Annotated in this window: 12 protein-coding genes and 8 tRNA genes; 17 read left to right on the plus strand and 3 right to left on the minus strand. The window is 49.2% G+C overall.

Features of this window, described 5'->3' with window-relative positions:
* Window positions 1-7 precede the first annotated feature (7 nt).
* The 9 genes from NFHSH190041_RS16355 to NFHSH190041_RS16395 all read left to right on the plus strand — a co-directional run bounded on the left by NFHSH190041_RS16355 (window position 8) and on the right by NFHSH190041_RS16395 (window position 1,589).
* Window positions 8-83, plus strand: a tRNA-Phe gene (locus NFHSH190041_RS16355).
* Between the two features lie 55 nt (window positions 84-138).
* Window positions 139-225, plus strand: a tRNA-Leu gene (locus NFHSH190041_RS16360).
* A 37-nt stretch (window positions 226-262) separates the two neighbouring features.
* Window positions 263-349, plus strand: a tRNA-Leu gene (locus tag NFHSH190041_RS16365).
* 34 nt (window positions 350-383) lie between these two features.
* Window positions 384-470 (plus strand) — tRNA-Leu (locus NFHSH190041_RS16370).
* Window positions 471-529: 59 nt separating this feature from the next.
* Window positions 530-605, plus strand: a tRNA-Phe gene (locus tag NFHSH190041_RS16375).
* A gap of 59 nt (window positions 606-664) precedes the next feature.
* Window positions 665-751 (plus strand) — tRNA-Leu (locus NFHSH190041_RS16380).
* A gap of 83 nt (window positions 752-834) precedes the next feature.
* Window positions 835-910 (plus strand) — tRNA-Phe (locus tag NFHSH190041_RS16385).
* Window positions 911-969: 59 nt separating this feature from the next.
* A tRNA-Leu gene (locus tag NFHSH190041_RS16390) sits at window positions 970-1,056 on the plus strand.
* Window positions 1,057-1,142: 86 nt separating this feature from the next.
* The gene (locus tag NFHSH190041_RS16395) at window positions 1,143-1,589 is read left to right on the plus strand and encodes a hypothetical protein (protein WP_261922792.1); all 447 of its coding nucleotides are present in this window, start codon (window positions 1,143-1,145) and stop codon (window positions 1,587-1,589) included.
* 113 nt (window positions 1,590-1,702) lie between these two features.
* Here the strand turns inward: NFHSH190041_RS16395 and rsuA are convergent, their stop codons facing one another.
* Window positions 1,703-2,413 carry a 16S rRNA pseudouridine(516) synthase RsuA gene (gene rsuA / locus NFHSH190041_RS16400; RefSeq protein ID WP_261922793.1) on the minus strand — a complete coding sequence of 237 codons (711 nt, stop codon included), beginning with the start codon at window positions 2,411-2,413 and terminating at the stop codon, window positions 1,703-1,705.
* 320 nt (window positions 2,414-2,733) lie between these two features.
* Between rsuA and NFHSH190041_RS16405 the strand changes: the two genes are divergently transcribed.
* The 7 genes from NFHSH190041_RS16405 (at window position 2,734) to NFHSH190041_RS16435 (ending at window position 10,115) form a co-directional block, all read left to right on the plus strand.
* Window positions 2,734-4,821 carry a M13 family metallopeptidase gene (locus tag NFHSH190041_RS16405; RefSeq protein WP_261922794.1) on the plus strand — a complete coding sequence of 696 codons (2,088 nt, stop codon included), beginning with the start codon at window positions 2,734-2,736 and terminating at the stop codon, window positions 4,819-4,821.
* 127 nt (window positions 4,822-4,948) lie between these two features.
* Complete coding sequence (locus NFHSH190041_RS16410) at window positions 4,949-5,734, plus strand: RelA/SpoT domain-containing protein (protein WP_261922795.1); 786 nt, start codon at window positions 4,949-4,951, stop codon at window positions 5,732-5,734.
* 122 nt (window positions 5,735-5,856) lie between these two features.
* Window positions 5,857-6,258 carry an SMI1/KNR4 family protein gene (locus tag NFHSH190041_RS16415; RefSeq protein ID WP_261922796.1) on the plus strand — a complete coding sequence of 134 codons (402 nt, stop codon included), beginning with the start codon at window positions 5,857-5,859 and terminating at the stop codon, window positions 6,256-6,258.
* Window positions 6,259-6,268: 10 nt separating this feature from the next.
* Window positions 6,269-6,769: a DUF4447 family protein gene (locus tag NFHSH190041_RS16420; RefSeq protein ID WP_261922797.1), complete on the plus strand. Its 501-nt coding sequence runs from the start codon at window positions 6,269-6,271 to the stop codon at window positions 6,767-6,769.
* 102 nt (window positions 6,770-6,871) lie between these two features.
* A complete protein-coding gene (locus NFHSH190041_RS16425; RefSeq protein WP_261922798.1) occupies window positions 6,872-7,504 on the plus strand; it encodes a glutathione S-transferase family protein in 633 nt (210 codons plus the stop codon).
* A 204-nt stretch (window positions 7,505-7,708) separates the two neighbouring features.
* A complete protein-coding gene (locus tag NFHSH190041_RS16430) occupies window positions 7,709-8,170 on the plus strand; it encodes a DUF1456 family protein (RefSeq protein ID WP_261922799.1) in 462 nt (153 codons plus the stop codon).
* 250 nt (window positions 8,171-8,420) lie between these two features.
* Window positions 8,421-10,115 carry an NAD-dependent malic enzyme gene (locus NFHSH190041_RS16435; RefSeq protein WP_261922800.1) on the plus strand — a complete coding sequence of 565 codons (1,695 nt, stop codon included), beginning with the start codon at window positions 8,421-8,423 and terminating at the stop codon, window positions 10,113-10,115.
* A gap of 359 nt (window positions 10,116-10,474) precedes the next feature.
* Here the strand turns inward: NFHSH190041_RS16435 and NFHSH190041_RS16445 are convergent, their stop codons facing one another.
* A complete protein-coding gene (locus NFHSH190041_RS16445; RefSeq protein WP_261922801.1) occupies window positions 10,475-10,900 on the minus strand; it encodes a DUF3069 domain-containing protein in 426 nt (141 codons plus the stop codon).
* Between the two features lie 36 nt (window positions 10,901-10,936).
* Entirely contained in the window at window positions 10,937-11,464 is a 528-nt protein-coding gene (locus NFHSH190041_RS16450; protein WP_261925163.1) for a phosphatase PAP2 family protein, read from the minus strand.
* Window positions 11,465-11,675: 211 nt separating this feature from the next.
* Here NFHSH190041_RS16450 and queG point away from each other — a divergent pair, with 211 nt between their 5' ends.
* Window positions 11,676-12,905 (plus strand): tRNA epoxyqueuosine(34) reductase QueG, encoded by a 1,230-nt coding sequence (gene queG, locus NFHSH190041_RS16455; protein ID WP_261922802.1) that lies wholly within the window; start codon window positions 11,676-11,678, stop codon window positions 12,903-12,905.
* Window positions 12,906-13,008 lie beyond the last annotated feature (103 nt).

The raw sequence follows: 13,008 nt of genomic DNA on the forward strand, positions 1-13,008 counted from the left end.
CGCCGTCGCCCGAATAGCTCAGTTGGTAGAGCAGAGGATTGAAAATCCTCGTGTCCCTGGTTCGATTCCGGGTTCGGGCACCACTCTTTAATTTTGGTGCCTTTCAGGTTACATTAGAGAGTAGCAAGATAGTACAGTGCAGGTGTGGTGGAATTGGTAGACACGCTAGCTTCAGGTGCTAGTGCCCTTACGGGCGTGGAAGTTCAAGTCTTCTCACCTGTACCAATCTTGCGAAAAAGTTATTGATCACACGGTCGTCAGTGCAGGTGTGGTGGAATTGGTAGACACGCTAGCTTCAGGTGCTAGTGCCCTTACGGGCGTGGAAGTTCAAGTCTTCTCACCTGTACCAATTTCTGATGATTGACCAATAACAAAAAATCTATGCAGGTGTGGTGGAATTGGTAGACACGCTAGCTTCAGGTGCTAGTGCCCTTACGGGCGTGGAAGTTCAAGTCTTCTCACCTGTACCAATTTTAAAGCCTCGATGGTATCGAGGTTTTTTTTGTGGAAAACAGTAGTTTTCGACAATGCCCGAATAGCTCAGTTGGTAGAGCAGAGGATTGAAAATCCTCGTGTCCCTGGTTCGATTCCGGGTTCGGGCACCACTCTTTACTCTGACGTTTAACGTCTGCTACCAAAAGTAAAGAGAACAAACAGTTTCAATGCAGGTGTGGTGGAATTGGTAGACACGCTAGCTTCAGGTGCTAGTGCCCTTACGGGCGTGGAAGTTCAAGTCTTCTCACCTGTACCAAATTTGTTTTTGGTACGCCAAAACAGATAAAACACTCCGTTAATGAGTCGTTTTATCCCGCTGAGTGACATATCAGCGTATATGCCCGAATAGCTCAGTTGGTAGAGCAGAGGATTGAAAATCCTCGTGTCCCTGGTTCGATTCCGGGTTCGGGCACCACTCTTTACTCTGACGTTTAACGTCTACTACCAAAGGTAAAGAGAACAAACAGTTTCAATGCAGGTGTGGTGGAATTGGTAGACACGCTAGCTTCAGGTGCTAGTGCCCTTACGGGCGTGGAAGTTCAAGTCTTCTCACCTGTACCAAATTTTCTTGAAGCAATATGCTTTTAGATACGAATAGGCCTCGCTATCAGCGGGGCTTTTTTGTATCTGTTTTTCACTGAATATAGATGTTAATGATGACCTACTGCGTAGAAAAAATAGAAAATATTTTAGAAAAAAAGCTCATTGATATAGCCAATGATTTTGGTGACAAAGAATTAAAGGCAATTGATATCGGTGTATTCCCTTGGCATGAGACGATCGAATTATCCTTACTTTTTTCTGAGGATAATGTTGAAATAAATGATATTGCAGCATGGCCTTACTTCAATTATTCGGAAATGAATGAAGGTGGCTGGGATGAAGCAAAAGAGTTAGCCAATAATATCGCCGAAATCTGGGAGCAGAATAAAGATGTGTTTCCAATTTTATTAGATTTCGCTACTGCAGCTACGGCTGAAAAAGTCACTCAAGCAATTGGCCAGTTTAACCGTTCACCTGATTTTTTTATTCAAGTTTTGAATCCTGATGACCATGAGAGTCAAAATTTTTGCGACTTCATAAGTAACTATTAAATAAATCTTAGCGCAAATCTATTTTTGATTTTTATAACATCAATGTATTAAAAGAAACCATTCCTTTTCAAATTAAAATGGTTTCTTTATGACTAAACTTAATTAACAGTGATTTATTTACTGGCTTTTTCGGCTGCAACTGACGCCACTTCCGCATCGGTTAAATAACGCCACTCGCCTGCTTCCAAATCAGCATCCAGTTCAATGGCACCAACGGACTCACGATGCAGTGCTGTCACCTTATTGCCCACGGCGGCAAACATACGTTTCACCTGATGATACTTACCTTCCACTATGGTCAGCAGAGCTTCATGGGCCGACAGAATTTCCAGCTCTGCCGGACGGGTTAAGCCATCTTCACCGTTAAGCTGCACACCCTCAGCAAATTGCGCAACCAAATCAGCTGACAGAGGATCGGCTACAGTCACCCGATACCGCTTACCACAGGTTTTCTTTGGCGAGGTAATTTGATGGGACCACTGGCCATCATCCGTGATCAATACCAGCCCTGTGGTATCCACATCCAACCGCCCGGCAATATGCAGAATATCAGGCTTTTCAATATCCAGCAGACTCAGTACACACTGATACTCTTCATCCTGAGTAGAGCAAATAATGCCATCTGGCTTATGCAGCATAATGTACCGCTGCCCCAGCAGACCGATTTCATTGCCATCTAGGGTCACTGTCATACCGTCCCGGACTTTAAAGCCGGAATCTTTAATCACTTCCCCATCACAGCACACCTCACCTCTATGCAGGGCCTTCTTGGCCAAACTGCGGGTCAGAGAGGTGCTTTCGCAAATATATTTATCCAGGCGCACGCTTCATACTCGGTTATGAATTCAGAAACGGCATTATACCTCTGCCATCGCCACAGTGCAGATGTCATTGTGCTAGACACACTGACAGCCCTTAGTCCCTCGCCTTGCCCGTACTTAAGAGACAGAAAGCGTTACACTTTTCAGCGATTACATCCGGAATATGCGGCGAAGAGGTTGTTTACATTTTCAGCACATGTTTTAGCATGTCAATTCCACAGCATGTCACTTAAGGTGACACAGCAGGCAAGTGGCACAACAAGGAACCGCCCGCACACAGGTCAAGCATCCTTTGTCGTCAGCGGGGAAAATAGGGAAATAACATGAAAAACACCATGATGGTCCTGCTAGGACTGTGTTCAGCCGTGGCGCTGAGCGGCTGTAATGACAGCAAAACCGACACGTCTAACCCGCAAATAGCCGAGACAACACCTGTCGCCCAAGCGGTCAGCGCCCAATTAGGCTCAGGGGTTGAATTTAATCACTTTGACCACACTATCCGCCCCCAAGATGATTTTTACAGCTATGTCAATGGCGCTTGGTTAAAAGAAAATGCGATTCCTGCCGACCGCACATCAATCGGTGCCTTTTATGATCTGCGAGAACGCGCTAAACAGGATGTTAAAGCCATTATTGAAACCCTGGCTGACGCCAAGGCGTTACCGCCTGGCAGTGATGAACAGAAAGTGGCGGATTTATACCGCGCCTTTATGGATACCGACACACTGAATAAATTGGGTATTCAGCCATTACAGCCGGAGCTGGAACGCATTGCCGCGCTGAAAAATAAAGCTGAACTGGCCACCTATTTTGGCTATAGTCAAATCATCGGAGGTGGTACTCCGATGGCATTTTATATCAGTGTCGATGCCAAAAATTCCAGCCGCTATGCCCCGCATATCTGGCAATACGGATTGAGCTTGCCGGAGAAGGATTATTACTTTAATGAGGACAAACGCTTTGCCGATATCCGCGCCGCCTATCAGGCCCATATCAGCAAGATGTTTGCTCTAGCCGGTTTTGCTAAACCGGAGCAAAGCGCTAAAACGGTGTTGGCGCTGGAAACCGCTATCGCCCAACATCATTGGGATGTGGTCGAGACCCGGGATTCGACTAAACGCTATAACCTCTACCCCATTAGTGAGCTCAACACCTTGGCACCTGACTTTAACTGGGCTGGCTATCTCAAAGCATTAGGGGTTGAACAAGCGGCCGACATTATTATCAACCAGCCCAGCTATATCACCGGCTTAGCCAAACTGGTGCAAGACACCCCACTGGCACAGTGGCAAACCTATCTGCGCTGGCAATTACTAACCCAATATGCAGGCCTTATGGGGGATGAACTGGATCAGGAAAACTTCCACTTCTTTGCCAAAACCCTAAACGGACAACAGCAGCAACAGCCCCGCTGGAAACGCGGTGTATCCTCAGTCAATGCAACCCTCGGGGAGGTTGTGGGTAAGGTTTATGTCAAACAGCATTTTGCTCCTCAAGCGAAAACCCGGATGCAGCAGTTGGTTGAGAACCTGCGCAAAGCCTATGGTGAAAGCATTAATGAACTGGACTGGATGAGCCCGGATACGAAGGCCAAAGCCCAGCAAAAACTGGCTAAGTTCACCCCGAAAATTGGTTACCCGGATCAGTGGAAAGATTATGACGCTCTGACCATTAAAGCTGATGAGTTGATTGGCAATAAGATGCGCGCCGCCCAACTGGAACACCAACGGGATCTGGCCAAACTTAATGGCCCAATCCAGAAGTGGGAATGGTTTATGACACCGCAAACGGTCAATGCCTACTACAACCCCACGATGAATGAAATTGTGTTCCCAGCCGCCATCTTACAGCCGCCATTTTTCAATATGGCCGCTGATGATGCGGTTAACTATGGCGGCATAGGTGCTGTTATCGGGCATGAAATGGGCCATGGTTTTGATGATCAGGGCGCAAAATATGATGGCGATGGCAACCTGACTAACTGGTGGACTGAGCAAGATCTAAAAGAATTCACTCAGCGGGGCAAAGCGCTTATCAATCAATATGCCGGGTATCAGGTATTTGAAGATCTGCCCATTAATGGCGAGCTAACTTTAGGCGAGAACATCGGTGATCTGTCAGGCGTCACTATTGCTTACCGGGCTTATAAAATGTCCCTTAACGGCAAAGAAGCCCCAGTGATTGATGGGCTGAGCGGTGATGAGCGTTTCTTTATTGGCTTTACCCAGATCTGGCGCGCCAAAATTAAAGAAGAATCTATGCGCAACCGGGTGGCCACCGATCCTCACTCACCGGCAAAATTCCGCGCTATCGGCTCACTGTCGAATATGCCGGAATTTTATCAAACCTTTGATGTCAAAGAGGGAGACGCCATGTATCTCCCACCTGAGCAACGGGTGAAAATCTGGTAAATCGTTAGACTTTCCCAAAGGCGCCCTATGGCGCCTTTTTCACATTTACATAGTGAGGCCAGAAGAAATTCAGCTTGGATTCAGGCAGGTTAGGAGATAATAAAGCCGTTAAAAATAAAGGAGAAATATGAACAAGCTACTGCGAAGTTTTCTTATTCTGCTTTTACTGCTCAGCGCCAAAACCGGTTTCGCTGCTCCGGTTGGCATTACCCTGACAACCTTGCTCAGCCTACCGGCCCAGCAACTGACCCAACGCCAGCAGCATCGTCATGACAGAGTAGGACTGACTGCCCTGGATCAAACGCTTTCCGCCCCGGCACTACAGCCAACCGATAACCTCAGCCAACTGTATCAGCTGGCCCCCGTTGCCCAAATGGAACTGAGCCAATTGCTCAGCCAAGCAGCCGTCGCCAGCCAAACCGAGATGCATCTGGCAGACATTAAAACCCGTAGCCGAGCCAGCCAAAAAATCAGTGGCAAACTGGCCGGAGATACCCGTCAGCTGACAGACTTGGTGCGCGGTACCTTGGTAGCCGACTCTATCAGTGACTTGATGCAGAGTTATGATTTTCTCCAGCAGCAGGGCGAAATCCTGCAGCTGAAAAACCGCTTTGCCAGCCCGAAACATTCTGGCTACCGGGATTTGAACCTGCTGGTGCGGCTGCCACAATCCGGTATGGTTGCTGAAATCCAGCTGCACCTGAGAAAAATTGCTGATATCAAAAGTGGCGTAGAACACCAGGTTTACCAGCAAGTTCAAGCGATTGAGTTCGGCGCTCGCCGCGCCAGCCGGGAGCTGACAGAACTGGAACGGGCCCGGATCATTCGCCTGCAGCAAGACTCCCATAAGCAGTACCACAAAGCGTGGCTTTACTATAAGCGCCTGGATGACAGCATGCAGCAGGCCGCCTAATACCGGCACGCCTCCCCCACCCTTGATGCCGGGCTGCTAGTCCGGCGATTCATCCGCCAAACTGTATCTTGACCGGCTGGGAGTATATACTCCCGCCATTAATCTCAAGGTGTCTGACATCCATGCATGAAGTAATAGAAAAGCTGCAGGAACTGAGTGAACAGATCCCTGTACCTTTGGAATTACCTGACTTTGACCAACTGGTTGAAGTAGAAGAACAAATCCTGATCCCGCTGCCAGGTGAACTGAAAGAATATCTGCTGTATGCCAGTGATGTGGTCTACGGCAGTATCGAACCGGTTACCGCCGCTGATCCCGGCAGCCATACCTATCTGCCAGAAGTAGCAGCCTATGCCTGGTCCATCGGGCTGGAACGGGAGTTTATCCCCATCTGTCAGGTGGGTGATGACTTTTACTGTATCGACCAGCAGGGCGAAGTCTTACTGTGGCAAGACGGTGAGCTGAGCGAAGACAGCTGGGAATCATTCTGGGACTGGGCGCAGGACGTCTGGTTAAATCAATAAGGAGTCGGTTATGGCAAAAAATGTTGGCCTGAACGCCATTGAAATGCAGTATCTGCGCCTGTCACTGGGTCTGAACCAGGCACAGGTTGCAACCCTGACCAAACACACTGAAGCAGAAGTGGCAGCATGGGAAGCAGGTGAGCAGCCGGTTCCTGAACTGGCGCAAAAAAAACTGCTGGAAATTGACGATACCATCGAAATGCAAGTATTGAACACTTGTGATGGTATTGAAGCCCTATTTAAGAAAGAACCTAAGCGCCATCTGGCCTTCGTGGTTTATCCAACCCAGGCACTGTATCAACAGTACAACCCTGAGTTTCTGTCCAGCCTGCCACTGACTGAGCTGTATAACACCGCCGCTTGGCGCATCAAAAAAGAGTGCAAACTGGTATTGGAAGTGGATGTCAGCCTGATCGCGCTGGATGTGGAAGCTTACAAAGCTTACCGGGAACAAAACGGTATGAGCGAAAGCCGCGACAGCCGTGCCAAGTGGGCAGTAACCCAGTTGTAATAGAGACTTTGTTTCTTCTGTCTCATACTAAGGCGGTCTAACACAGGCCGCTTTTTTTATGCTTATACCAATACGCAATAATTGGGAAAGGAAGACTCAGAGATGATCACATTATACGGAATGCCCCGCAGCCGCTCACTACGAGTATCTTGGTTGCTAGAAGAGCTAGAGTTGGACTGGCACTACCATTTTATTGATGCCGCTAAAGGTGAGCATCGCAGCGATGCCTATCTGGCGATTAACCCCTGTGGCAAAGTGCCCGCACTGACCGATGATGAATTAGTACTGACCGAATCTGCCGCCATTATGCTGTATCTGGCCAGAAAGTACGGCAATGGCGATCTGCTGCCTGCGCCCGGTACGCCAGAATCAGCCAAACAACTCCAATGGGTCAGTTTTATTATCACCGAGTTGGAACAACCACTATGGACCATAGGCAAACATAAATTTGCCCTGCCCGCTGAACTGCGGTGCAGCGACATGATCAATGTGGCCCAATATGAGTTTGAACAGGCTGCCGCGATTGCAGAAAACTGGCTGCCCCAAAGTCCATTCTTACTGGGGGATGAACTCAGTGTCGCCGATCTGCTTCTGGCCCATACCCTGCTGTGGGGCACCCGCTTTAACCAAACCATTTCTCCGGCATTGGCTCAATATCGGGATCGCTTGGCCGCTCGCCCAGCACTGGCTCGGGCATTGAATAAAGAGCTTACCGCCGCCGGTCAAACCGATTAAATAAACTCCGCCAGTTTGTATCACCATACACCGGTAGTACCTGCCGGTGTATTAAGCTATTTTGCTCAGATTACCCATCCCGTATTTGGACTAATCTTTATCACCCGTCGGGTGCCTGTGGTAGAATCAGCGCCAGTTTTTTCTGCCCGGCTAACAGCCCGGGTAGTTTACCCTCAGCTTTATGCTTTATCCTTCAGGAACACTATGACTAACAACGATATTCTGCGCCGCTTGCGGTTTGTATTTGATCTGAGCAATGGCAAGATGATCCGCCTGTTCGCCAAAGTAAAATTTGAGATGCCTGAGGACGAACTGCTAAGCATGATGAAAAAAGATGATGAGCCGGGATTCCGTCCCTGCACTGATGTGCTGTTGTGCCGTTTTCTCGATGGTCTGATCATTGAAAAACGCGGCCTGCAGCCCGGCGCGGAAATTCCTAAGCCAACCAAGCTAAATAACAATCTTATTCTGCGTAAACTGCGTATTGCTTTGGAGATGCGTGAGGAAGATATGATTGAAACATTGGCCCTAGCCGATTTCAAAATTTCCAAAGCAGAAATCAGCGCGCTGTTTCGCAAGCCGGAGCATAAGCATTTTAAAACCTGTGGTGACCAAATTCTGCGTAACTTTATTAAAGGGCTGTCGCTAAAATACCGCGGTAAATAAGCCAATACGCACTCTAAATACACAGGGTAGCGTTCCGGCGCTGCCCTGTGACGTTTTCTAAAATCGCAGGCTTCTTTTACGCTTCTTGCTCCCCGCCACGTTAACGTCTTTGTCTTACAGACATTCCCCCTAGTCCTGAGTAACATCCAGATTCATAACAGGAATACTCTGGTTGTTTTCTCTTCAGCCATCATTTCATGTTACCCTCAGCAACTAACCATTAAGCACCCTATGCAGTCTGAAGGTACCCATGGAAGATACTAAACGCCCGCTGTATTTACCCTTTGCCGGCCCGGCAATTTTGGAAGCTCCGTTGATCAATAAAGGCAGCGCCTTTACCGAAGAGGAGCGGGTCTATTTCAATCTAGAAGGGCTTATTCCCCACGCCATTGAAACCATCGAAGAGCAGGCATCCCGCGCTTACGATCAGTTTAAAGCCTTTAACAGTGATCTGGAAAAACACATTTATTTGCGCAATATCCAGGACACCAATGAAACCCTCTATTATCGCTTGATCCAAGATCATATCACCGAGATGATGCCCATCATCTATACCCCAACGGTTGGGCAGGCCTGTGAACGTTTTTCCCGGGATTACCGCCGCAACCGGGGCCTGTTTATCTCTTATCCCAATAAAGACAGGATTGATGATCTGCTTAATAACTCCACCCGCCATAAGGTGAAAGTCATTGTGGTCACTGATGGCGAGCGCATTCTTGGTCTTGGCGATCAGGGTATCGGCGGCATGGGCATCCCCATAGGTAAACTGGCGCTGTATACCAGTTGTGGCGGCATCAGCCCGGCTTATACCCTGCCTATCACACTGGATGTGGGCACAGATAACCCCCATCTGCTGGAAGACCCTATGTATATGGGCTGGCGCCATCCCCGTATCGGCGGGGATGAATATCCCGACTTTATTGAAGCCTTTATGGAGGCGGTTTCCCGCCGCTGGCCTGATGCACTGATCCAGTTTGAGGACTTTGCGCAAAAAAATGCCATGCCACTACTTGAGCGCTATAAAGATAAATACTGCTGTTTCAATGATGATATCCAAGGAACGGCCGCCGTCACGGTTGCTTCTCTGTTGGCAGCCTGTCAGGCGGCAAATACCCGACTCAGTGAGCAGACGATAACCTTCCTTGGTGCCGGCAGTGCAGGTTGCGGTATTGCAGAAGCCATCATCGCCCAGATGATTGACGAAGGGCTAACGGAGGGTGAGGCGCGGGGACGGATCTTTATGGTCGACCGCTGGGGCCTACTGCAAGACAATATGCCCAATCTGCTGCCTTTTCAGCAAAAATTAGCCCAGCAAGCGGAGGCCACAACATCCTGGCAGACCCAGTCAATCAATGACAATATTTCCCTGTTGGATGTGGTCAATAATGCCAAGCCCACGGTACTGATTGGCGTATCCGGCGCGCCGGGGCTATTTAGTGAGGATATTGTCCGCGCCATGCATGCCCACTGCAGCCGGCCAATTATTTTCCCACTGTCCAATCCCACCAGCCGGGTTGAAGCCACACCTAAAGATATTATCCATTGGACCAATGGACAGGCACTGGTCGCCACCGGTAGTCCGTTTGAACCTGTGGTATATGAAGATCAAACCTTTGATATTGCCCAGTGCAATAACAGCTTTATTTTCCCAGGGATTGGCCTCGGGGTATTAGCCACGCGGGCAGATAGGGTCAGTGATGCCATGTTGATGGCAGCCAGCCGCGCATTGGCGGAATGCTCGCCACTGGCACAGCAAGGTGAAGGCGGGTTACTGCCTAAGTTGGAAGATATCCATCACGTCAGTAAGCATATCGCTATTGCCGTGGGCCGAGCGGCTATTGATGCAGGTCTGGCGCTGCCCAAAACCGATGAATTGCTGACACTGGCGATTGAGAAAAACTTCTGGCAGCCTGAGTACCGCCATTACAAACGTACTTCCTTCTAGGGCGTGTTGACGTTTCGAGTTTGTTTTTGCAGCGATTTGAGGCTTCTTTATACAAGGCAGAGGCTTTGATAGGTAGTTGCGCTACCTGATAAGCCGATAACGCAGTAGAAAGGAGCCTCAAACGCTGCCCGCAGGGTTCGGCTAAAAGCGTTTTACTCTTTGTTGAGCGATTCTTGCTTAGAATAACTAGGCGACAAACCTCTCGCCGCGATTAAAACGCTTTTATCTCGAACAAAATTTAATCACGAAACGTCAACACGCCCTAGCAGTAGCAACAAAAAAGCCCGGTGAATACCGGGCTTTTTCAGCAGTAAAGCTTGCATGATGTTGTCATGCTGCGCGCAACATAAGCATCAGGCTTAGTCAGCCATCACTTGCTTAAAGCTATTGAGCAACGAGCGGTCAGTACGGGCTTTTTTCAGCTTTTTCATGCTGTCTTTCAGCGCGTCATCGATCAGCTGAGCAAAAATGCCCTGATACTCTTTTTCCGCAATAGCGTCATCGGTATCGGCCAGCTCAGCCAACTGTTGACCGGCCATGCTCAGCTTCAGCCAAGATTGAGCAATAAAGAAACCATGGAATTGCGCTTTATCCATCAGCTTGCGGGCACTGGCAGGCAGTGCATCCCAATGGTGGCTGAATCCTTCCATGCCTTCAGTCAGCAACTGATTGGTCAGATCGGCATAAGCCTCTTTCAGGTTGTCCGGCATTTGTGCCAATGGCATTACTTTAGCAGCCACATTGTTGGCTACAGTCCGGGCAATTTGTTCGTATTCAGCAGTCATGGTTATTTCCGATTTAAAAATGCAGGGCGATTATAACTAAAAACGGCCGCTGACCAAGAGCCCATACTGGTTATGACCCGCCACCGGCGTGATTGTCACTTTATTACTGTATGGCGTAGTGAAATACCATGCCGCCAAACTGCCCAATGCTGCCCCGGCCAACACATCTGTCACATGGTGGCGGTCACTGGCAATGCGGGTATAACCCACATAGGATGCCACCGCATAGGCTGGTAAGCCATATTGCCAACCATAACGCTGGTTGATAAAGGTTGCCGCCATAAAAGTGTCGGCGCTGTGGCCAGAAGGGAAAGAATCATTACCACTGTGATCCGGCCGGGTACGATGCACGGCTAACTTCAGCGCTTCTGTGGCCACCCGGGACGCCACAGCAGACTTAATCAGCTGCCAACTACCACTGTCACCCTCTTCATACCAAAGCGTGGTACCCAATGCTGCGGCTGGCAGTAATAGATGTAACACATCACCTGACGTTTCCAGCCCATCTTTGGCCTGCACAGAGCAGCTCAGCAATAGCGTCAGCGCCACAAGAATATTTTTTATCACCTTTACTCCCGACATTATTTGCCTTTCGATACGGACATCCGTTACCTATCAGCGGAGCGCCATTCTATAGCAAAACAGAAACGATTGATGCTTTAAACAGCCAATAAAACCATCGGTTTATAAGCTCACCTGTGAGCAGAACTGTATCTTTGCGACCGGCCTGCTATGATCAGATGCTATTTTCATTTATCCCATCAGAGTCAGTACTATGCCCCACGCCACTGTGTCATCTTGTCCCGATAATGCTGCACTTGCCCAGCTGGCCCGGCACATTAAATGCTGGGGAAAAGAGCTGGGCTTTGCCCAAGTGGGGATTTGTGACACAGACTTAAGTGCTGAAGAGGCTGGGCTAAAAAATTGGCTGGAACAGGGCTATCACGGTGAGATGGGCTATATGGCCAGTCACGGTATGATGCGCGCCAGACCGACGGAACTGCACCCGGGTTGCTGCCGGGTGATCTGTGCCAGAATGGACTACCTCCCCCCCGATGCGGGATTTGCCACAAATCTGAACGACCCCATGCGAGGCTATATTTCCCGCTATGCCGGGGGCCGAGATTACCATAAGCTGATCCGTAAACGAATGAGGCAGTTAGGTGATCGGATTAACGACTATCTGACAGCACAGGGTTACAGTGCGGCCGACTGCCGACCATTTGTTGACTCAGCACCGATTATGGAGCGGCCGCTGGCCACCAAAGCAGGCCTAGGCTGGACGGGCAAACATACCTTGCTGCTAAACGCTGAAGCAGGTAGTTGGTTTTTTCTTGCCGAATTGGTGATCAATCTGCCATTGCCGGTGGATATCCCCCTTGAGCAAGATTGTGGCAGCTGCGTGGCCTGCATCAAAACCTGCCCCACGGGTGCAATTGTTGCCCCCTATGTGATTGACAGTCGGCGCTGCATCTCATACCTGACCATTGAACTGGATGGTGCTATCCCCGAGCCACTACGTCCTTTACTGGGCAACAGAATTTACGGTTGTGATGATTGTCAGCTGATCTGCCCGGTCAATGCGGCAGCGCCATTAACCCAAGAAACTGATTTTCATATCCGCCACCCATTGCAGCAGCCAGAATTACTGACCTTATTTCGTTGGAGTGAAAGTGAGTTTTTGCGTTACACGGAAGGTAGTGCCATCCGCCGAATTGGCCACCAGCGCTGGCTACGTAATATTGCCGTGGCACTTGGCAATGCCCCGACATCGATGCAAATTATCTCAGCCCTGAAACAACGCTTGGATGATGCGGATATTTCAGCCCTAGTACAGGAGCATATCCATTGGGCCCTGGTGCAACAACAGCAAAAAAGTGATGAGCAACAAATAGCCCCGCAGACAGCGCCACAAAACGCGCACAGCACAACAGAGTATAAACTGCAGCGCAAACAGCAACGCTTGGTGCGCAGCATTGAAAAAGGCTTACCCAGAGATGCCTGATTTACTCTTGAGGCGATAATAAAAATAAAAACAACTGTTGATGTTTAAAACGATCAGCGATTTGCACCACGGTGCATTCACTTCGTTCATTGCACTAAAAACA

This window comes from Shewanella sp. NFH-SH190041, from assembly GCF_024363255.1.
Taxonomy (GTDB): domain Bacteria; phylum Pseudomonadota; class Gammaproteobacteria; order Enterobacterales; family Shewanellaceae; genus Shewanella.

Excerpts from the sequence above, each read along its gene's own strand:
- NFHSH190041_RS16415 (WP_261922796.1), top strand. The coding sequence starts at position 5,857 with ATGCATGAAGTAATAGAAAAGCTGCAGGAACTGAGTGAACAGATCCCT.
- NFHSH190041_RS16420 (WP_261922797.1), top strand. The coding sequence starts at position 6,269 with ATGGCAAAAAATGTTGGCCTGAACGCCATTGAAATGCAGTATCTGCGC.
- NFHSH190041_RS16425 (WP_261922798.1), top strand. The coding sequence starts at position 6,872 with ATGATCACATTATACGGAATGCCCCGCAGCCGCTCACTACGAGTATCT.
- NFHSH190041_RS16410 (WP_261922795.1), top strand. The coding sequence starts at position 4,949 with ATGAACAAGCTACTGCGAAGTTTTCTTATTCTGCTTTTACTGCTCAGC.
- NFHSH190041_RS16435 (WP_261922800.1), top strand. The coding sequence starts at position 8,421 with ATGGAAGATACTAAACGCCCGCTGTATTTACCCTTTGCCGGCCCGGCA.
- NFHSH190041_RS16430 (WP_261922799.1), top strand. The coding sequence starts at position 7,709 with ATGACTAACAACGATATTCTGCGCCGCTTGCGGTTTGTATTTGATCTG.
- NFHSH190041_RS16395 (WP_261922792.1), top strand. The coding sequence starts at position 1,143 with ATGTTAATGATGACCTACTGCGTAGAAAAAATAGAAAATATTTTAGAA.
- NFHSH190041_RS16405 (WP_261922794.1), top strand. The coding sequence starts at position 2,734 with ATGAAAAACACCATGATGGTCCTGCTAGGACTGTGTTCAGCCGTGGCG.
- NFHSH190041_RS16445 (WP_261922801.1), bottom strand. The coding sequence starts at position 10,900 with ATGACTGCTGAATACGAACAAATTGCCCGGACTGTAGCCAACAATGTG.
- queG (WP_261922802.1), top strand. The coding sequence starts at position 11,676 with ATGCCCCACGCCACTGTGTCATCTTGTCCCGATAATGCTGCACTTGCC.